Source organism: Streptomyces sp. MB09-02B, assembly GCF_033794485.1.
Classification (GTDB): domain Bacteria; phylum Actinomycetota; class Actinomycetes; order Streptomycetales; family Streptomycetaceae; genus Streptomyces.
Genome location: NZ_JARGEE010000068.1, coordinates 1 through 19,583, shown reverse-complemented (window position 1 = coordinate 19,583; position 19,583 = coordinate 1). Strand labels below are relative to the sequence as shown.

15 protein-coding genes are annotated in these 19,583 nt (G+C 72.4%); 6 read left to right on the top strand and 9 right to left on the bottom strand.

Annotated features, from left to right (window positions below; genetic code table 11):
* Nucleotides 1–140 precede the first annotated feature (140 nt).
* On the top strand, nucleotides 141–1,064 hold the full coding sequence (locus tag P1P70_RS12835) for a hypothetical protein (protein ID WP_319236946.1): 924 nt from the start codon (nucleotides 141–143) through the stop codon (nucleotides 1,062–1,064).
* A gap of 150 nt (nucleotides 1,065–1,214) precedes the next feature.
* On the opposite strand, the gene P1P70_RS12830 is transcribed toward P1P70_RS12835, so the two are convergent.
* Both P1P70_RS12830 and P1P70_RS12825 read right to left on the bottom strand, forming a co-directional pair.
* Nucleotides 1,215–2,312 carry a lactonase family protein gene (locus tag P1P70_RS12830; RefSeq protein ID WP_413471463.1) on the bottom strand — a complete coding sequence of 366 codons (1,098 nt, stop codon included), beginning with the start codon at nucleotides 2,310–2,312 and terminating at the stop codon, nucleotides 1,215–1,217.
* A gap of 268 nt (nucleotides 2,313–2,580) precedes the next feature.
* Nucleotides 2,581–4,104, bottom strand: coding sequence for an FUSC family protein (locus P1P70_RS12825; RefSeq protein ID WP_319236955.1), 1,524 nt, complete (start codon nucleotides 4,102–4,104; stop codon nucleotides 2,581–2,583).
* 377 nt (nucleotides 4,105–4,481) lie between these two features.
* On the opposite strand from P1P70_RS12825, the gene P1P70_RS12820 reads away from it, so the two are divergent.
* Nucleotides 4,482–4,985: an Lrp/AsnC family transcriptional regulator gene (locus P1P70_RS12820; RefSeq protein WP_319236945.1), complete on the top strand. Its 504-nt coding sequence runs from the start codon at nucleotides 4,482–4,484 to the stop codon at nucleotides 4,983–4,985.
* 20 nt (nucleotides 4,986–5,005) lie between these two features.
* Nucleotides 5,006–5,716, top strand: a complete 711-nt coding sequence (locus P1P70_RS12815) for an HAD family phosphatase (RefSeq protein WP_319236944.1) — start codon at nucleotides 5,006–5,008, stop codon at nucleotides 5,714–5,716.
* A 94-nt stretch (nucleotides 5,717–5,810) separates the two neighbouring features.
* Here the strand turns inward: P1P70_RS12815 and P1P70_RS12810 are convergent, their stop codons facing one another.
* From P1P70_RS12810 to P1P70_RS12795, 4 genes are all read right to left on the bottom strand, one after another.
* A complete protein-coding gene (locus P1P70_RS12810) occupies nucleotides 5,811–8,447 on the bottom strand; it encodes an immunoglobulin I-set domain protein (protein ID WP_319236943.1) in 2,637 nt (878 codons plus the stop codon).
* A gap of 90 nt (nucleotides 8,448–8,537) precedes the next feature.
* Nucleotides 8,538–9,077 carry a hypothetical protein gene (locus P1P70_RS12805; protein WP_319236942.1) on the bottom strand — a complete coding sequence of 180 codons (540 nt, stop codon included), beginning with the start codon at nucleotides 9,075–9,077 and terminating at the stop codon, nucleotides 8,538–8,540.
* A gap of 123 nt (nucleotides 9,078–9,200) precedes the next feature.
* Nucleotides 9,201–10,196, bottom strand: a complete 996-nt coding sequence (locus P1P70_RS12800) for an HtaA domain-containing protein (RefSeq protein WP_319236941.1) — start codon at nucleotides 10,194–10,196, stop codon at nucleotides 9,201–9,203.
* A 99-nt stretch (nucleotides 10,197–10,295) separates the two neighbouring features.
* Nucleotides 10,296–10,997: a neocarzinostatin apoprotein domain-containing protein gene (locus P1P70_RS12795; protein ID WP_319236940.1), complete on the bottom strand. Its 702-nt coding sequence runs from the start codon at nucleotides 10,995–10,997 to the stop codon at nucleotides 10,296–10,298.
* Nucleotides 10,998–11,179: 182 nt separating this feature from the next.
* On the opposite strand from P1P70_RS12795, the gene P1P70_RS12790 reads away from it, so the two are divergent.
* The gene (locus tag P1P70_RS12790) at nucleotides 11,180–12,238 is read left to right on the top strand and encodes a heme/hemin ABC transporter substrate-binding protein (protein WP_413471462.1); all 1,059 of its coding nucleotides are present in this window, start codon (nucleotides 11,180–11,182) and stop codon (nucleotides 12,236–12,238) included.
* A 211-nt stretch (nucleotides 12,239–12,449) separates the two neighbouring features.
* Here P1P70_RS12790 and P1P70_RS12785 read toward each other — a convergent pair whose 3' ends face one another.
* Nucleotides 12,450–13,493 carry a serine/threonine-protein kinase gene (locus P1P70_RS12785; RefSeq protein ID WP_319236938.1) on the bottom strand — a complete coding sequence of 348 codons (1,044 nt, stop codon included), beginning with the start codon at nucleotides 13,491–13,493 and terminating at the stop codon, nucleotides 12,450–12,452.
* A 163-nt stretch (nucleotides 13,494–13,656) separates the two neighbouring features.
* On the opposite strand from P1P70_RS12785, the gene P1P70_RS12780 reads away from it, so the two are divergent.
* Together P1P70_RS12780 and P1P70_RS12775 are read left to right on the top strand one after the other, a co-directional pair.
* On the top strand, nucleotides 13,657–16,632 hold the full coding sequence (locus P1P70_RS12780; RefSeq protein WP_413471461.1) for a CDP-glycerol glycerophosphotransferase family protein: 2,976 nt from the start codon (nucleotides 13,657–13,659) through the stop codon (nucleotides 16,630–16,632).
* Nucleotides 16,632–17,750, top strand: a complete 1,119-nt coding sequence (locus P1P70_RS12775; RefSeq protein WP_319236936.1) for a glycosyltransferase — start codon at nucleotides 16,632–16,634, stop codon at nucleotides 17,748–17,750. Before P1P70_RS12780 ends, P1P70_RS12775 begins: the two co-directional genes overlap by 1 nt.
* Nucleotides 17,751–17,849: 99 nt before the next feature.
* On the opposite strand, the gene P1P70_RS12770 is transcribed toward P1P70_RS12775, so the two are convergent.
* The gene (locus tag P1P70_RS12770; protein ID WP_413471464.1) at nucleotides 17,850–18,683 is read right to left on the bottom strand and encodes an ABC transporter ATP-binding protein; all 834 of its coding nucleotides are present in this window, start codon (nucleotides 18,681–18,683) and stop codon (nucleotides 17,850–17,852) included.
* A 28-nt stretch (nucleotides 18,684–18,711) separates the two neighbouring features.
* Nucleotides 18,712–19,575 (bottom strand): ABC transporter permease, encoded by an 864-nt coding sequence (locus P1P70_RS12765; RefSeq protein WP_319236953.1) that lies wholly within the window; start codon nucleotides 19,573–19,575, stop codon nucleotides 18,712–18,714.
* Nucleotides 19,576–19,583 lie beyond the last annotated feature (8 nt).

Below are 19,583 nucleotides of genomic sequence, written 5' to 3'. Positions count from 1 at the left end.
CGAGTGGACCGCTCGGCAGATGATTGCGGTACCGATCGGTCCTGATCGTCACGTAACTCATCAGACAAATCAGGACGGATACCGCTCACCTGCACCCTCCCCGAACAGGGGAGCCCAAGAAGCCAGTAACATGCGGCGCCATGAGCTCCCCCACTGGGCCCGCGTCCGGCCTGCCTGTACGAATGCCGCGACCCCGCCAGCCCGGGCGGCACCGCCGCCCCGAGCCGCTGGCGGCTCCCGAGGGCGCGCCCGCGCTCGTCCTCGCGGTGCCGGGCACGCCCAGCGCCGCCACGCGCAGCCTCGCCGAGGAGGTCGTGAGCATCGCGCGCTCCGAGCTGCCCGGCCTGGACGCCCGCATCGGTTACGTCGACGGTGGCGCCGACGAGTTCCCCACGCTGCAGTCGGTGCTCACGCGCGCCGCCGAGGAGCGGACCGCCCGTTACGAGCAGGCGCGCGCCGCCGGCCTGGACGTCAAGGAGCCGGACGGCCCCGTCGCCGTCGTCGTGCCCCTGCTGGCCGGTCCGGACAGCGCCACGCTCCGCCAGGTCCGCCAGGCCGTCATGGAGAGCCGTATCGCGGCCGAGCTGACCGACGTCCTCGGACCGCACCCGCTGCTCGCCGAGGCGCTGCACGTGCGCCTGTCCGAGTCGGGACTGGCACGTGCCGACCGGGCCCGGCTGTTCACCGTCGCCACCGCCGCGGACGGCATCGTCCTCGCCACCGTGGGCGGCGAGGAGGCCGTGCAGGCGGCCGGGATCACGGGCATGCTGCTGGCCGCGCGGCTCGCCGTGCCGGTGATGGCCGCCGCCCTCGACCAGGAGGGCTCGATCACCTCCGTGGCCGAGCAGTTGCGCTCGTCGGGCTCGCAGCAGCTGGCCCTCGCCCCGTACCTGATAGGGCCGGAGATCGACGCCGGTCTGATCGAGGCGGCCGCCACGGAGGCGGGCTGCTCCGCCGCCGAGGCGCTCGGCCCCTACCCGGCGATCGGCAAGCTGGCGCTCGGCAAGTACACGACCGCGCTCGGCATCGCGCCGCAGCAGCCGCAGGGCATGCCGGTCCGCTGACTCCGGCACCGACCCGGACCGCGACCCGTCCGGCCGAGGGCCTGCTCCTCTCGCAGGAGCGGGCCCTCGGCCGTACGCGTGCCGGGCGCGGCCCCCCGTCCGCGCGACTCCCCAGAGGGCGGCTTCGCTGGGCTGTGGTGTCTCGCGGCCCTAAAGGGTGCCCAGGACGACGCAGGAGGCCGCGGGCACCTCGATCGAGCCTGCCCGGACCGGCAGGCCGGTGTGCGGGTCGACCGTGAACCAGGTGACGTCGCCTGAGCGCTCGTTGGCCACGTACAGCGTGCCTGCCGCGTAGGCGAGGGCGCGGGGCCAGTGGCCGCCGCAGGGCACGGTCGTGACCAGGCGCAGCCCGTCGCCCTCGACGGCGAGCACGGAGAGTACGTCCGTGCCGCGGGTGGCCGTCCACACGAAGCGGCCGTCGGGGGACACGACGAGGCCCGAGGGGTACGCGTCGCCCTCCGGGGCGTCCGCGAGCACCGGGGTCTCCCCCAGCGGCTCCAGCGGGATGTCCAGGGCGTTCCAGCGGCAGACGGTGACCGTGGGCAGCAGTTCGTTCAGCACATAGACGTACGATCCGTCCGGTCCACCTGGGCTGAGGGCGAGGTGGCGCGGTCCCGAGCCCGGCCGCAGCGCCGTCTCGTCGAGCGCGACGGGGACGCCGTCCCGCAGCGCGCACACCCGTACCGAGTCCGTGCCGAGGTCGACGGCGAGGAAGCGGCGGCCGGACGGATCGGGCACCACCTGGTGGGCGCGCGGTTCCCGTCGGCCGCGGGGGCCGGACCCCGACCCGGACCCGGTGTGCCTGAGGGTCCCGGAGGCGGGGGACGCGAGGGCGCCGTCGGGGCGCAGCGGGACGGCGGTGACGCTGCCGGAGCCGTAGTCGGCGGTCAGGACGTGACCGGCGAAGAGGGCGAGGTGGGTGGGGCCGTCGCCGACCGCCTCCGGAGGTCCCGTCAACTCGGGCTGGTCGCCCGTCACCCGATAGGCGGCCACGGCTCCCGCGGTCCGCTCGCTGACCGCGTACAGCGTGCGCCCGTCGGGTGCGAGGGCCAGGTAGCTGGGGTCGGGGACGTCGTCCGCGCCGCCCACGACGGTGAGCGCGCCGCTCCGGTCGTCCACGTCGGCGACCAGGACTCCGGGGCCTCCCGCCGACGTGAACGACCCGATGTACGCCCGCCGCCGTCGCGGCCCGCCGACCGTGCCCACGTCCGCCCTGCCCACGTCCGTCGCGTCCACTTCCGGTGTCACTGCCGCCCCCTCCCGCTTGGCCCGGTTTTGCGGGCGAACCCTAGCAGTAGGTCTAGACCAAAAGTGCGGGGCGGCGCGAGAGCGGCCGCGTGCGCCCCGGGGCCGCCCTCTGCTCCGCCGTGTGCCACGCCCGGGACGCACGGGCGCCGTCCCCGCCCGTCACTGGCCCGGGGCTGCGCACCTTCGCCCACTGCTCGGTCGTCGGCCGCGTGCGGGTCGGTGGGGCCTTCTCGCGCGGTTCCCCGCGCCCCTTACAGGTGCACGGGTTTCAGGTGAGCGACGAGCTGTCGGCCAGGGCGCGGCCGGTCGGCCGGGAGCCCGGGGCCGTGCCGAGCGGCGTCGCCAGATCCGACAGTGCCCTCTCCAGGTTGTGCAGATGCCCCAGGGCGGTCCCGGCCTCCTCAACGGGGGTGTCCACCGCTTTCGGTCCGTGGGCGGCCGCGCGGCCACCGGGGGTGGTCAGCGCCTCCACCGCCGCCTTCACCCGCCAGCAGGCGTCGATCAGGGAGGCCTCGCGCGAACCGGCCGGGTCGGCGGTGGCGGAGACCAGGGCACGCACCTCGCCCACGCAGTCGTCGAGCAGCCGGAGAGCCGCGCGGGCGCGGGCCTTGCGGGCCCGGAAGGGGTTCAGGGGATGGACCAGCGGAGCGAGCGCCATACGCGCCCGGCCGAACAGCAGTTCCAGCTCGGCGGCATGGGGAGCCGGGTCGGCCCCGGGGACACCCTCCACCCGCGCGGCGGTGGCGGTCGCGGCGGCGTGCACGCAGTGCAGGGCCCGCCGGATCCAGGCGTCGTTGGTCGCGTGCGTCGTGACCGGCAGGACGAGGACCACGGCCAGCGTGGCGCAGACCGCGCCCACCCCCGTCTCGACGAGACGGAGCGCGAGCAGACCGGGATCCAGCACCCCGAGCAGGCCGTAGAGGAGGCTGACCATGACGGTGACCGCCAGCATCATCCAGGAGTACGAGACCGCCGCCGTGTAGAAGATCCCGAAGACGCAGAGCGCGACGAGCGCGGCCGACGGCGCGGGCGCCCCCTGCAGCGGGACGGCGACGAGCAGACCGACGGCGACGCCGATCACGGTTCCCAGGACGCGGCGGAAGCCTCGGACCAGGGTCTCGCCGCGCGAGGCGGTGTTGACGAAGATCCACCAGGCGGTGCCGACGGCCCAGTACCAGCGGTCCTCGGAGAGGGCCTGTCCGACGAGCAGGGCGAGGCCGCAGGCGACCGCGGCCTGGAACGCCTGCCGGGTGGTCGGGCGGGTCAGCCCCGTTCCGGGCGGCCCGGCGGGGAGCGCGACGGGCGGGAGGGCCCGCTCGACCGGCCACAGCAGGAACCTCACCACGCCCGCGACGAGCAGCGCCAGGGTCATGGCGGCGTACAGTCCGGGCAGGTCCGCCGGGACGGTGTGGAGGAACTGCGCCACGAAGTAGCTCATGAACGCGAAGATCCCGAGCGCCTGGCCCCGCGGCCCCCAGCGGCGGGCGTAGACACCGCAGAAAACGGTGGCCACGAACGCCGCGTCACGGGCGGCCGTGACGTCGTGCAGGGCGGCGGCCAGGGCGAGGACGGGAAATCCGGCGGCCGGCAGGAGCGCGGTGGTGATCCGTTGGGCGGGGACGCTCGCGTCGGTGACGGTGAACAGGGCGAGCAGGGCCGCGAGGCCCCCGGTGATCGACGCCGAGAGTGAGAGGCCGCACAGTTCGGACGCGGCGACGGCGGCGCCCACACCGATGACGGCGCGGAGTGCGGTCCGCAGCCGCAGGCGTCCTGGATCGGGAGCCGTGAACATCCTCTTCATGACGGTGTGCCGCCCCCTTGCCATGGTGCCCGCCCCACCCGCGCCGGGCCGGGGTCTCCGGCGGACGTCGGGCACGGCGAGGGCGCCGCGCTCCGGATCCGGCGTCGTCGCCGCTCCGGCACCGCACGGCGCCCTGAGTTACGTGGATACGGCAGAGGTACCACCCCCTGCCCCCGTGGCTCAACAGAGCCTCTCGGGACTGAGCCATTGGCCCAGTCCGGGAAGGAGACGGTCGGCGCCCTGTGGGCCAACGGATCAGCGGTCTCGACGGTGGTCCCCCTGCATGCGGTGGTCCGGTCGGGTGCGGTTCACTGGGCCATCGGTACAGTTCTCATGATCACCGCTTGACGCAGGGAGGCCGGCGGACCATGGCCGTGGACGAGCTCGACACCCGCATCCTGCGGCTGCTGCTGGAGCAGCCGCGCACGAGCGTGCGGGAGTACGCCCGGGTCCTCGGCATCGCCCGGGGCACGCTGCAGGCCCGTCTCGACCGGCTGGAGCGGGACGGTGTGATCACCGGCACGGGTCCGGCACTCTCCCCCGCCGCGCTCGGTCACCCGGTGCTGGCCTTCGTGCACATCGAGGTCACCCAGGGCCACCTGGACGACGTGGGCGACGCGCTGGCGGCCGTACCGGAGATCGTCGAGGCGTTCTCGATCACGGGCGGGGGTGATCTCCTGACCAGGGTCGTGGCGCGGGACAACGCGCATCTGGAGGACGTCATCCAGGCGCTCATCAGTCTGCCGGGCGTGGTGCGCACGCGAACGGAGGTGGCGCTGCGGGAGCGGGTGCCGTACCGGCTGGCGCCGTTGGTGGAGTCGATCGGCTCGGCGGCGGGCGGCCCGGCGGCGGGCGGCCCGGCCCGGAACTGAGCGATGACATCCTGGCATTCATGAGCACTACCCGTCACACCACCCGTAGCACTTCGGTCATCTTCGATCTCGACGGAACGCTCGTGGACAGCGAGCCGAACTACTACGAGGCGAGCGTGCGCATCCTCGCCGAGCACGGGGTCACCGACTTCACCTGGGCGGACCACGAGCGGTACGTCGGCATCAGCATCCAGGAGACGGTCTCGGACTGGAAGGAGCGCTACGGCCTCGCCGCGCCCGTCGAGGCGATCGTCGCCGCCAAGAACCGCCACTATCTGGAGCTGGCCCGCGTCGGCACCCCGGTCTACCCGGAGATGCGGACGTTCGTCGAACTGCTCGCGGCGGACGGCCTACCCATGGCCGTGGCCTCGGGGTCGTCGCGCGAGGCGATCGAGGTGATCCTCGGCGCGGCAGGGCTCGACGGGGCTCTGCGCACCGTCGTGTCGGCAGAAGAGGTCGACCGGGGCAAGCCGGCGCCCGACGTGTTCCTGGAGGCGGCCCGGCGGCTGGGCGTCGCGCCGGCCGACTGTGTCGTCCTGGAGGACGCGGCGCCCGGGGTGGCCGCCGCGCACGCGGCCGGGATGCGGTGCGTCGCGGTGCCGTACCTCGCCGCCCAGGCCGACGACCCGGCGTTCGCGACGGCGGGGCTGCTGGTGCGGGGCGGGCAGGGGGAGTTCACGGCGCGGGAGGCGTACGACTGGATCGTGGCCTCGGGCCGGGACACGGCGTGAGGAGGTACGCGGGCTGAGCCGGACGGGCCGGAGCCCGGGCCGCCGAGGGTGTCGGCGGCCCGGGCTCCGGTCGAGAACCCCGGGCTCGGGTGGATCAGGCGGTCGCGCCCCGGCCCGCCTTGCGGGCCCGTCGGTGCAGGATCCAGCCCGTCACGGTGAGCGCGGCGGCCGAGGCGGCCACGCCGAGGACGGTCAGGCCGGTGGCGGCGAGGCTGCCGCCGCCTCCGGTGGTCGTGGTGCCTCCGGTGCTGCCGGAGGCGCCTGCCGTGCCGGTCGTGCCGGTGCTCCCGGACGTCGAACCGCCGCCGGAGGTACCGCCGGTGGAGGTGCCACCGTCCGTGTCGCCTCCGCCGTCGTCGGTGTCCACCGGGTCCTGGCCGACGAAGGCGACCGGGACCTTCACGTCCTGCGAGCGGTCGCCGGACAGGGTGTGGTCGGCGCGGGTGGCGAGGACGCACCGGGCCTTGAAGCAGTCGGTGTACTCGTCCTTGGCGTCGATGGTCAGCTCGACCTCGAACGTCCCGCCGTCCTCGTACGGGGTGGCCAACTCCTCGCCGTAGTCGGGCGGGTTGGAGGAGATCCACGCGGACGAGTGCGACTCGCCCGTCATGTCGACGCCGCCGATGCACGGGGAGGGCAGCTCGCCTGCTCCGTTGTCGACGCAGAGGGCGACGTAGATGCCCTTCTTCTCGTCGTAGCCGGAGCCGGTGACCTTCAGGGTCTGGTTCTCGGTGGCGAGGCCGTTGACCGGGGTGACGGTGAGCTTCTGGCCGTCGGAACCGGTGACCGTCTTCGTGCCGGAGGGCTCGTCGTTCCCGCCGTCGCCGCCCCCGTCGCCGCCGCCGGTGCTGTCGTCGGCCTCGGTGACGGTGAGGGTGAAGGCGGCGGTGCGGGTCGTGCCCACGGTGTTCTTGAACACGGCGCGGTACTGGTAACCGTCGTGCGCCGCCTTGGCCTTGAAGGTGTACGTGTTCTTCGTCGCGCCCTCGACCGTGGTCCAGGTCTGGGCCCCGTCGGTGCTGACCTCCCACTTCACGGTGGGTGCGGGGGTGCCCTCGGCCGCCGCGACGAACGAGACCTCGTCGCCCGGTGCCACGGTCCGGTCGGTCGGGGTCTGGGTGACCTTCGGGGACATCCGGCGGTCGAGCTTGGTGATCTCGCCCTCGGTGGGGCTGCCGACGTAGACGGTGGTGCCGCCGGGGGCGACGGCGACGGACGCGGCGCCGTTCTGGGAGTCGTTGCCGTCCAGCTTCGTGCGGCGGGCGGTCTCCGCGTAGGTGGCGGTGTCGTACACGCCCAGGTTGCTGACGCCGTCGCTGCCGCCGCTCAGGGTGCCGTCGTCCTGCCAGACGACGAAGGCCCGACCGGTGGCGGTGTCGAAGGCGATGTCGGCGGCCTCGTCCGGCCCGTCGATCGTCTTCAGGAGCTTGGCGTCCTTGCCGTAGACGAGGACGGAGTCGCCGCTGCCCACCCAGACGTTGCCGGTGGCCGGGTCGGCCTCGACGAACTCGACGCTGGGGGCGGTGAGTTCGGCCGATGCCGTGACGGTGAAGGTGCGGGTGTCGATCCGGCGCAGGGTGCCGCCGGTGGAGCCCACGGACCACGCCGCGTCACGGGCCACGTCGACGCCGAGCAGGGAACCGCCCTCCAGCGTGAGGGTGCGGTTCTCGAGGGGGACGGCTGTGGCGATGTCGACCTCGGAGAGCTGGGCGCCCTGGGCGACCAGGACGGTGGAGGTCTTGGTACCGGGGCCGATCCCGGTGATGTTGGCGCCCGCGATCCACCTGCCCGCGGCCGCCGGGTCGCCGGCCTTGGCGGTGCCGATGCCGCGCAGCGCGAACTGGAACACGGCGCCGTCGCCCGCGAGCGGGGCGGCGATCCGTACGACGGCGCGCGGGCCGAGCGTTCCGGTGGTGCCCGGGAACTGGGGGGTGTGGCCGAGGCTCTTGCCGTTCGCCGGATCGAGGGCGTGCAACCCCCGCTCGTCGACCGCTCCGGAGGCGGCGAAGTTGTCCGAACCCGCGTACAGCTTCCCCGACTCCGGGTGCAGCAGCAGGTCGTTGACCTTGCCGGCCGCCGGGAACGCGGCGGACTCGACGTAGTCCACCGTGCCGGCGGGCACGTCCTCGCCCTCGCCGCCGTCGCCGCCACCGGTGTCCTGGCCCTCGAATCGGACGGGGACACGGACGTCCTGGGAACGGTCGCCGGAGTTGCGGTGGTCGACGCGGGTGACGACGGAGCAGACGACCTGGGTGCAGTCGACGCCGTTGTCCTTGGCCTTGATGTCGATCTCGACGTCGAAGGTGCCACCGTCGCCCCAGGCGACGGCGAGGCTGCCCTCGTACGGGTCGCCCTTGGGGACGATCCAGTGGGAGGAGCTGCCGGTGCCGCTCTGGTCGGCGCCGCCGATGCACGGGGAGGGGATCTTGCCGTCGCCGTTGTCCTTGCACAGGGCGACGTAGATGGCCTTGGCCGTGTCGTAGCCGGAGCCGGTGACCCTCAGCTTCTCGCCGTCGGGATCGAGGTTCGCGGAGGCGGAGACGGTCAGTTTCTGGCCGTTGGCGCCCAATCCGGTTTTCGGAGTGTCGGCGGCCTGGGCGGCGGTGCTCACCGTGACGGCGGTGACCGTGGCGGCCACCAGGGCGGCGGCTCCGAGCAGCGCTGCGGGGCATCTCAGCCACACCCGGGCCACCCGGCCCTGTCCCCGCCGGTCCGTCGTGTCGTCTCTCATGGGTTCCTCATTCGTCGGATGCGCCCGCCGCGCACCCGGGGGACGCCGAGGGCCGGGCCCCCCGTCGAAGGGGCCCGGCCGGTGGGGTGATTACGAGAAGCTGACGGGGACGTGGACGTCGTACTTGCGGTCGTTGGTGTCGAAGTGGTCGGCTCGGGTGACCACGGCGCAGGTGACATCCTCACCGCAGACGCTGCCGTCGTCGAGGGTGGCCTTGACGAAGATGTTCACGCTGAAGGTGCCGCCCGTGCCGAACCTGGAGCTGTTGGCGAAGAGGCCGCCGAAGGTGTTGTTGATCCAGTGCGAGGCGCCGGTGGCGCCGCTCTCGTCCTGGCCGCCGAGGCACGGGGTGGGCTTGTTGGCGCCCTGCGCGCCGTCGACCACGCAGAGGCCGACGTAGATGCCCTGGCCGGTGTTGAAGCCGGAGCCGGAGACGGTGATGACCTGGCCGGACGCGGCGGCCGAGTTCGGCGCGGTCACGGACAGGTTGTACGTGGTGCTGCCGTCCACGATCGTGCGGGTCGAGGTGGCGGCGGAGGCCGAGGTGGCGAGGCCCAGGGTCAGGGCGGAGGCGGCGGCCATGGCGAGGGCGGCGCGGGCGGCGGTACGGGCGGAAGGAACGACTCTCATGAGGAGAGGACCTTTCTCGTCAGCGGTTGGCGGGAAACATCCGTCAACACTTAGGTAAGGCTTACCTAACCTTGGGTGCGATCTCTTTGTCAACAGAAAGCAAAGGACGCCCAAGTACGTTGCTCAGGACGGGGTTTCACCGGCGAGCACGGTGAACTCCGCAGCCGCCGCACGGCCTCCGGTCACGGAATACAGCCGTACGATGTGCGCACCTTCGGTCGCGGTGTCGTACACCGGGAAATCGCGGGCGACTTCGCCCGAGTCGTCGGCCACGGCCTGGTAGCGGGTGTCGTCGTCGATCGCTACCAGCACGACCTCACCCGGCGCGAAGCCCGCGCCGGTGACCTGCTGTCCGGCGCCCGCGGCGAGGCTCGTGAGTTTCACGGCCGCGGAGGGGGCCGCCGCCGCGGACTCCTGTCCCGCGTCCCCCTCGGCGCCGGGTACCACCGTGCCGTCCGTGTCCGCGTCCGGGCTCGGCGCGGGAGCGTCGTCGCCGGACGCGTCGCCGGGCGCGTCCTCCGACTGCCCTGCTCCGGAGGCGCCGGTGCCCACGGTCACGTCGAGCGGGGCGAGTTCGTCCCCCGCCGCGTATGCCCGCCCGCTCCACTCGGCGAGCAGCGCGGCACCCTCGGCCGTCAGCGACACGCTGAGGCCCGACCAGGTCGCGCCGCCGCTGCGTACGGTCGGCGCGGCGGAACCGATACCCACCTCGGCCAGCGTCAAGTCGCCGCTCGCCCCCGCCCGTTCGGCCCGTACCCGGAGGGTGCCGGTGCCGCCGTCCAGCCGCAGACGCAGCTCGCTGAGGGTCAGGCTCTCCGTGCCGGTGCCGGCCAGCCGGATCGAGCCGTCGAAGCCCACGTCGGCGTCGCCGGCCTTCGGGGTCGTGCTGCCGTCGTCGACCGGGAACCAGGTCCGGCCGCCGGAGCCGCGCACGGCGGGCGCCCCGGCCGTCACCGTCACGTCGGCACCGCCGACCGCGCCGAACGTCGGACCCCAGCTCGCGAATCCGCCGGACACCTCACGGGGCGCCTCGGCCGCGTCCTGTGCCGTCGCCGTGCCCTGACAGAGCAGGGCGAGCAGCGCGCCCGCCGCCGTCACGGCGGCACCAGGTCTGTTCATCACCTCGAAGTCCTCCCTGGAACGTCGGCCACTCGGCCGACAAGACGCTCCGCCGCGCGGGCGTCGACTGTCGTGTGGACGGCTGTCGTCGACATGCCGTCAGCTCGCGTTGGCGGTACGGCGTCGGCGCGCCCAGAACCAGGCCGCGCCGCCCGCCGCGACCAGCCCTGTCGCGGTGATGCCGAGCGGTACGGCGGCGCTGCCGGTGTCGGCCAGCGGGTCGTTCGACGTGCCGGTCCCGCTCGACGTGCCGCCGGTGCTGCCGGTGCTGCCGATACCACCGGTGGTCGTCGTGCTCGCACTGGCCGACGGAGTCGCCGTGCCGCCGGCGCCGGGATCGTCGCCGTTGCCGCCGGCGCCGGTGAAGGTCACCGGGATACGGGCCGTCTGGCTCTGATCGCCGCCCCGGGTGTGGTCGTTGCGGGTGATCACGGAGCAGGTCACACCGGACTTGGCGCAGTCCGTGTTGGCGTCCTTGGCCCGCACCTTGAGCGACACGGAGAACGTGCCCTTGTGCCCGCTGCCCTTGTAGGGCTTGGCCAACCCCTCCCCGTACGAGGGCGGGTTGGAGGAGACCCACACCGACGCGCCGGAGTCGCCGGACATGTCGACGCCGCCGATACAGGGCGTGGGGGTCTTGCCGGCGCCGTTGTCCACGCAGAAGGCGACGTAGATGCCCTTCTCGGTGTTGTAGCCGGTGCCGGACACGGTGACCGTCTCGCCGTCCGGGTCGAGTCCGGAGGATTTGGAGACGGTGAGTTTCTGGCCCTCGGGTCCGTTCGCGGAGCCGCCGGCGGCCATAGCCGAGGGGGCCGGGTGGAGGATCAGAGCACTCGCGACGGCGACGGCCGCCAGGGCTGCGCGCGGAACTCGTAGGCCACATCTGTGCACCGGGGTCAGCACTCCCACCATAGGTAACTCAGGTAAGGCTAACCTAAAGTAACGAACACCTGGTTCGAACGGTAGTCATGGGAGGCGGTTCGATGCGAAGGTCCGGAAGACCTCAACTCACCATCGCTCGAAGGGGAGTTGCCGCACTCTCCGTTGCTTTCGCAATGCTGGCGGCCGGATGCGCAGGCGGCGACGGGGAAGGCGAAGCAGCGGGGGCGAAGTCGTCGGCGTCTTCCGCGAGCGAGCGAGCGGCGGCCGCCGAGAAACAGTTGAGGACGAACTCGCTCGTCCCGCTGGAGGGCGAGGCGCCCACGCCCGCGTTGCCCGTCACCGTCGACTCGTCGGACGGCCGGAAGGTCACCGTCGAGGACGTGTCACGGATTCTGCCGCTCAACGGAGGCATCGCGGAGATCGTGTTCACCCTCGGTCTGGGCGACAAGGTCGTCGGCCGGGACATCACCGCGACCTTCGAGGAGGCCAAGGGGCTCCCCCAGGTGACCAAGGCGCACGACGTGAGCGCGGAGAGCGTGCTCTCGCTGGAGCCGACCGTGGTGCTCGCCGACACCGACACCGGGCCCAGCGAGGCCGTGGACCAGATCCGTGACGCCGGGGTCCCCGTGGTCGTCCTCGATCCGGCCAACGAACTCTCCGACGTGAGCACGCGGACGACCCGGGTGGCGGAGGCGCTGGGGGTTCCGGCCGCCGGCAAGGCCCTGAACGAGCGCTTCGCGGACGAGTTGAAGGCGGCGCGGGCCGCCGTGCCCGAGGGGAGTCGGCCGAAGGTCGCGTTCCTGTACATGCGGGGGTCGGCCGCGGTCTACCTCATCGGCGGGAAGGGGTCGGGAGCGGACTCCCTCATCGACGCGGCCGGGGCGGAGGACGCGGGGGTGGCGGCCGGGCTGGACAAACCGTTCACCCCGATCACGAGCGAGGCTCTGGTCAAGGCGCAGCCCGAAGTGATTCTGATGATGAGCAAGGGGCTGGAGTCGGTCGGCGGGGTCGACGGGCTGGTGGACATCCCCGGGATCAGGGAGACGCCGGCCGGGATGGACCGCCGGGTGGTGGATCTGGAGGACGGGGTGCTGCTGAGCTTCGGGCCGCGTACGCCGTTGGTGATCGACATCTTGGTGGATCGGTTGCATCGGGGATGACGTGGGGTGGGGGGCGGTCGTGGGTTGGGTGCGGGTCCGGTGGGGCTTCTCGCGCAGTTCCCCGCGCCCCTGAAAGACCAGGCCCTGCGGGCCTGAAAGACCACGGCCCTGCGGGCCTGAAAAGCACGGGGCGCAGCCCCTGCTTTTCAGGGGCGCGGTGAACTGCGCGAGAAGCCCCACCGGGCCGGCAGTCGACAACGCACCCCCCGAGTCACGGCTCCCGGCGCACCCGGCGGCGCCATTCCTCGTCCCGTACCGTGATCGGCGCCGTAGGCGGGAGGCGGCGGGCCGTCGGGGCCTCCGCGATGTGGGGGGTCGGGGTTGTCGGCGCCTCCGTCAGGGACAGCGTGCGGAAGGCCGTCTCGATGAGGGTCACCGACGTGGCGACCGGCGCCGGCAGCCAGCCCGTGAAGTCGCGGACGTCCCGGCGGGCCGCCCCCGCGCAGTGTTCGGCGACGGCGGCAGCCGAGGGGCGGGAGGCCGGGTCGGCAGTCAGGCAGCGGCGGATGACGTCCCCGAGAGGGCGGCCGATGCCGTCCAGCGCGGGCGGTGCGACGTCCGTGGCGGCGATGCGCGTGGCGATGGCCAGCGGGTTGCCGCGTCCGTACGGATGGCTGCCGGTCGCGGCGACCGCGGCGACCAGGCCCAGCGCGAACACGTCGGACGCGGAGGTGACCCGGCGGCCGAGGGCGTGCTCGGGGGACATGTAGCGCGGGGTGCCGATCAGGCGTCCGGCGGTGGTCAGGGTCGCCGCGCCCGCCGCACGGGCGATGCCGAAGTCGAGCAGCCAGGGCCCGTCGGCGGCCAGCAGCAGGTTGGCGGGCTTGACGTCGCGGTGGATCACCCCGGCGGTGTGCACGGCGTCCAGCGCGTACGCGGCGCAGGCCAGCAGTTGCAGGACCGTGGCGACGGGCAGCGGGCCGTGGGTCTCCAGCGCCTGGTCGAGGGGGACACCCGGAACGTAGTGCGTGGCCAGCCAGGGACGCTCCGCACCGGCGTCGTGGTCGACGATCGGCACGAGGTGGTAGCCGGAGACGCGGCGCCCGGCGGCCACCTCGCGGGCGAACCGTTCACGGAAGGCGGGGCTGCCCGCGTACTCCGGACGGACCAGCTTCAGCGCGACCGGCTGGCCGCCCCGGCTGCGGGAGAGATAGACGGTCCCCATGCCGCCCTCACCGATCCGGGCGTACAGCGGATACCCGGCGATCTCCCGCGGATCCTCCGTCCGCAGCGGCTCAGGTACCACCCCACGCATCGACCGCCCCCTCTGCTCAGCCCGTTCCCGGAGGGTATCGCGGCAGGGGCCGGCAGGAGGCGGGTGAGGCAACCCGCGCACCGCCGGGGACATCTACCCAAGTGGCCCTCAACCGCACCACGGTCTATAGAGGGTAGAAATAGTGATGAACAGAACGAAACGGATGTATGGGGTGAACGCGGACGTGGACCAGCGACCCGCCGTATCCGTCGTCGTGATCGTCTACAACGACGAGGCCAGGCTGCCCACGGCCGTCCGCTCGGTGCTGGAGCAGACGCTGCGGAGCGTGGAGGTCGTGATCGTCGACGACCACAGCAGGGACGGCTCCTACGAGGTGGCCGCCCGCCTCGCCGCCGAGCACCCGGACCGGGTGCGCGCGTACCGGCTGCCCCAGAACAGCGGCGGCTGCGGCGCGCCCCGCAACGCGGGCATCCGGGAGACCCGGGGCGAGTACGTCGTCTTCCTCGACAGCGATGACGTCCTGGAACGCAACGCCTGCCGGAACTTCCTGGAGGCCGCCGAGAGCACCGGCGCCGACCTCGTCTCCGGTCTCTGCGTCCGCGTCCACGTGGACATCCGCAACCGGAAGGAGGTCCCGTGGTACCCGTGGCTGTACGCCCGCACCCGTACCCTCGACTCCGTCTCCGAGCTGCCCGACCTGCTGGTCTACGACACCCTGTCCACCAACAAGTGCTACCGCCGGGACTTCCTCGTCGAGGGCGGGCTGCTGTTCCCGGTCGGCATCCACTACGAGGACCTCTTCTTCTCCGCCCAGGCGTACGCCGCCGCCCGCCGGATCGCCCTGATCCCCAACCGGGTCTACGACTGGAACGTGGTCGAGAAGGCGGCGTCCAAGTCGATCAGCAACCGGCGGGCCGAGATCGCCAACTTCGCGCACCGGATGGAGATCCACCGTCGGGTGGACCGGCTCCTCGCCGATCAGGGCATGGCGGAGCTGAAGTTCCACAAGGACGTCAAGTTCCTCAAGCACGACCTGGTGCTGCACCTGCGTGACCTGCCGTTCCGGGACGCGGCCTACCGCCGGGAGTTCGCCGGGCTGGCCCGCGCCTATCTGGCGTCGATCGACCCGGCCGCGTACGACGAGGTCGAACCCATCCACGCCGTCTGCGCGTATCTGCTGCGGAGGGGCGACTGGGACAACCTGCTGCCGGCCGTGGACACGCTCACCAACCGCGACAAGGTCTCCGCGCCCCTCGTCGAGCGCGACGGGCGGATCTACTGGTGCGCCGAGCACCTGGACGCGCCGGGGGAGGAGGGGGCGTTCGCGCGCCGGATCCTGGACGTCACCGAGCTCGGCTACCACGCCCGACCGGTCGGGAAGCTCTTCCTGCGCAACGAGCTGACGGAGTACCAGGGGTGCACGGAAGGTACGGGGGCGGGCAGCGGCGGCCGTGTCCGGCTCGCCGGGCGCGTCACCAACCCCCTCGGGGTGATCCCGGCCGACGCCCGGCTCTCCGCCTCGCTGGAGTTCTACGCCCGCCGCCCCGGCGTGCGCTTCCAGACCTTCCGCGTGCCGGTCGCGACCGTCCGGCACGAGGGTCCGTACGTCACGTGGCAGGCCGCCGTCGACATCTCCCGGACGCTCCGCCCGCTGGGCATCGTGGACGCCGTGTGGGACGTACGCCTCCACCTCGACGTCGACGGCGAGCGCACGACGAGCCGGCTGACGGCCGCCGAACCGGGGCTGACGGGCGGCGGCGCGCTGCCGGTCCGGCCGCGGCTCACGCGGCTGGTCGCCGACCGGGTCGAGCCGCAGATCTCCGCCCGCGGCCACCTCGCGTTCCGCCTCGTCCCCGACAAGAAGGCCAACGTCCTCGTCGCCCGGGCGCTTCGGGGCACACCCGGCAAACTCGCCAAGTCGGGCTACCGCAAGGCGAAGGGGCTGCGCAAGAGGGCCACCTCCGGAGACGCCAAAATCCGCCTCTATCACGAGGTGTTCCTGCGTATGCCGAGGCAGCGGCGGCTGGTGGTGTTCGAGAGCCACCTCGGCCGGCAGTACAGCGACAGCCCCCGGGCGATCTACGAGGAGATGCGACGCCAGGGTCTCGACTTCGAGGCGGTGTGGTCGTACACGGGCCGCCCCGAGGGGTTCCCGGCCGACGCCACCCTCGTGCGGCGCTGGTCGCTGCCGTATCTGCGGGCGCTGGCCCGCGCCGAGTTCTGGATCGACAACCAGAGCTTCCCGCTGAAGCTGACCAAGCGCCCCGGCACGACCTACCTCCAGACCTGGCACGGCTCCGCGCTCAAGCGCATGGGCTTCGACGAGCCCGGCTGGAAGCTCAAGTCCCGCGCCGAGCAGGCGGAACAGCAGCGCACCCTCGACCGCTTCGACCACTTCCTGATCCGCTCGGAGCACGACGTGCGCACCCTCGCGAAGGCCTTCCGGCTGCGGGAGAAGGTGCTGCTGCGGGTGGGCTATCCGCGTAACGACGCCCTCGCGCGAGCCCGGGAGACGGACCGGACGGACCGGACGGGTCAGACGGGGGACCGGACGGGAGGGACGGGCCGGAGGGACCAGCGCGCGCGGCTCGCCGCCGAGTTGGGCATCCCGGAGATCTCGGCGATCCCGCCGGACAAGAAGATCCTGCTCTACGCCCCCACCTTCCGCCACCAGGGGCAGCGCCGCTTCGCCCTCCCCTTCGACGTGGAGCGCTTCGCGGAGACCTTCGGCGACGAGTACGTGCTGCTCGTGCGCGCCCACTACCTCAACCACGTCGTGCTCCCGCCGTCGGTCCGGGGCCGGGTCGTCGACGTGTCCGACCACCACGACGTCACCCCCGTCCTCGCCCTCGCGGACGCGCTGATCACGGACTACTCGTCGGTGATGTTCGACTACGCGCTCCTTGACCGCCCGACGTTCTTCTTCACGTACGACTACGAGGAGTACGTCCACGAGGGCCGGGGCACCTACTTCGACCTCCTCGAACGCGCGCCGGGCCCGATCGTGCGCACGGAGGACGAGCTGCACGCCGTCCTGCGCGACTCCTCGCTGGAGGAGCAGACGCTCAAGTACGCCGCCGCGCGGGAGCGGTTCACGGCCGGCTTCGGCGAGTACGACAAGGGGACGGCGGCCCGCGACGTCGTCGACCAGTTCTTCTCCGAGTGGAGGCGCACGTGATGACCGGGCGGGGCGAGGCAGGGGGGACCGGGGCGCGGGACGTCTTCCTGGTGTCCAACAGTGTCGACGAGACGGGCGGGGTGACCAGTTGGACCCACCACCTGGCCCGTCTCCTCACCGAGCGGGGCCACCGCGTCCACGTCATCGGGATCACCACCCCCGAGGACCCGCACCCGCTCGGTGAACTCCCGTACCCCAGCACCCGGTTGTACGACGGCCAGCCGCCTCCGCCCGGCCGGGCGCGGGACGCGAGCATGCGGGAACGGGCGGCCGTGCTGACCGGCCTGTTCCGGGCCGCGCCCCCCGGCGGGGTCGTCATCGTGACGCAGGTGTGGGCGATGGAGTGGGTGAGGCTCGCCGGCACCACTGGTCTGACCGTCATCGGGATGAGCCACGAGTCCTTCGAGACCTCGCGCCGCTCCTCACGCTTCCGGCGCGTGCTCACGCACTACCGCGACGTCGACCGCATGCTCGTCCTCACCCGCGAGGACGCCGACCTGTGGATCGGGCAGGGCCTCAACAACGCCTCGTACCTGCCCAACGCCGTTCCCTGGCTGCCGGAGGAGCCGTCCCCGCGCACCGCGAAGGCCGTCGTCAGCATCGGCCGGCTCAGCGACGAGAAGGGCGTCGACATGCTCCTCGACACCTGGGCCGAGGTGGCGCCCCGGCACCCCGACTGGACGCTGCTCGTCTACGGCTCCGGCGAGGACGAGGAACTCCTCAGGAAGCAGTGCACGGCCCTCGGCCTGGACGACTCGGTGTCCTGGATGGGCCGTACGCACGACGTGCAGGGCGCTCTGCGCGGCGGCTCGGTGTTCGCGCTGTCCTCCCGGGGCGAGGGCTTCCCGCTCGCCCTGATGGAGGCCATGGCGATGGGCGTCCCCTGCGTCGCCTTCGACTGCGCGCCCGGCGTCCACGAGATCGTGCGCGACGGCGAGGACGGCCTCCTGGTCCGCCCCGGCAACACGGGTGAACTCGCCCGCAAGCTGGACCAGTTGATGACCGACAAGGCCCTGCGCGACCGCATGGGAGACAAGGCGAGGCAGAACATCCGCCGCTACGGCACGGAGGAGATCGTGGACAGATGGGAGGCCCTGTTCACCTTCCTGGAGAGGTGAACAGCAGCGCGTCCTGAAGGGGCGCGGGGAACTGTGCGATCAACCACGACGCTCCCGCACCCGCCAACCCACAGGCCCCTCCGAGCTCTCAGGCGAAACCTACTTCTTCCCCCCGGTGAACTTCTCGTACTCCTTCAGCACCTCGTCCGTCGCCCCGTCCATGCGGAGCTCCCCGCGTTCCAGCCACAGCACCCGGTCGCACGTGTCCCGGATCGACTTGTTGTTGTGGCTGACGAGGAACACCGTGCCCGCGTGCTTGCGCAGCTCACGGATCCGCGCCTCGGACCGCTTCTGGAAGGAGCGGTCCCCGGTCGCCAGCGCCTCGTCGATCAGCAGCACGTCGTGGTCCTTGGCGGCGGCGATGGAGAACCGCAGCCGGGCCGCCATGCCGGAGGAGTACGTGCGCATGGGGAGCGTGATGAAGTCCCCCTTCTCGTTGATGCCCGAGAAGTCGACGATCTCCTCGTACCGCTCCTTGACCTGCTCCCGGGACATGCCCATGGCGAGCCCGCCGAGGTGGACGTTCCGCTCGCCCGTGAGATCGTTCATCAGGGCCGCGTTGACGCCGAGCAGCGACGGCTGGCCGTCGGTGTAGATGCGCCCGTTCTCCACGGGGAGGAGCCCGGCGACGGCCTTGAGCAGGGTCGACTTGCCGGAGCCGTTGGTGCCGATGAGCCCGATGGCCTCGCCCCGATACGCGGTGAAGGACACGTTCCGCACGGCGTGCACCTTGCGCACGCCGGCCGCCTTCTCGGCCTTCTTCCGCCGCAGGATGCGGTTGAGCGCGGCGGTGGCGGTGCCGCGCCCGGCCCCCGTGCCGTTGACGCGGTAGACGATGTCGACGCCGTCGACGACGACGGTCGGGACGGGCTCGGGGCCGGCGGTGCCGGTGGCGGTGCCGGGGCCGGCGGCCTGGTCGGCCTCGCGCCGGATGCCGGGAACGGTGGGGTTGATGACGGTGTCAGCCACGGCCGTACGTCTCCTCAGCCTTCCAGAAGTAGATGAACCCGCCGACGCCCGCGAGGAACGCCCAGCCCGCCGCGATCGCCCAGACGTGCGGCGGCAGTTGGCTTCCGTGGAAGCTGTCGATCAGCGCGAACCGCATGAGGTCGATGTAGACGGCGGCGGGGTTGCACTCCAGCAGCAGATGCACGAACGCCGGGATGTTCCGGTCGGCGAGCATGTGGTCGATGCTGAACATCACGCCCGAGGCGTACATCCAGGTGCGCAGCACGAACGGCATCAGCTGCGAGATGTCGGGGGTCTTGGCGCCGATCCGTGCCATCACCATCGCGATGCCGGCGTTGAACACGAACTGCAGCGTCAGCGCGGGGACGATCAGCAGCCAGGACGGGGCGAGGGGAACCCCGAAGGCCAGCAGGATCACGACCAGCGCGGCCATCGAGAACAGCAGCTGCTGGAGCTGCTGCAGGCAGTACGACAGGGGCAGCGAGGCCCGGGGGAAGTGCAGGGCCCGCACCAGGCCGAGGCTGCCGGATATCGCCCGGGTGCCCGCCATGATCGAGCTCTGGGTGAAGGTCCACACGAACACGCCGGTCACGAGGAACGGGACGTAGTCCGGCACCCCCTTCTTGGTGCCCATGAGCAGGCCGAAGATCAGGTAGTAGACCGCCGCGTTCAGCAGGGGGTTCGCGATCTGCCAGACCTGGCCGAGTTTCGCCTGGCTGTACTGCGCGGTCAGCTTCGCCGTGGCGAACGCGGTGATGAAGTGCCGCCGGGCCCACAGCTGCCGTACGTACGCGCCGAGCGAGGGGCGGGCCCCGCTGACGCTCAGGCCGTACCGCTCGGCGCGTACGTACGGCAGCTGTGGGC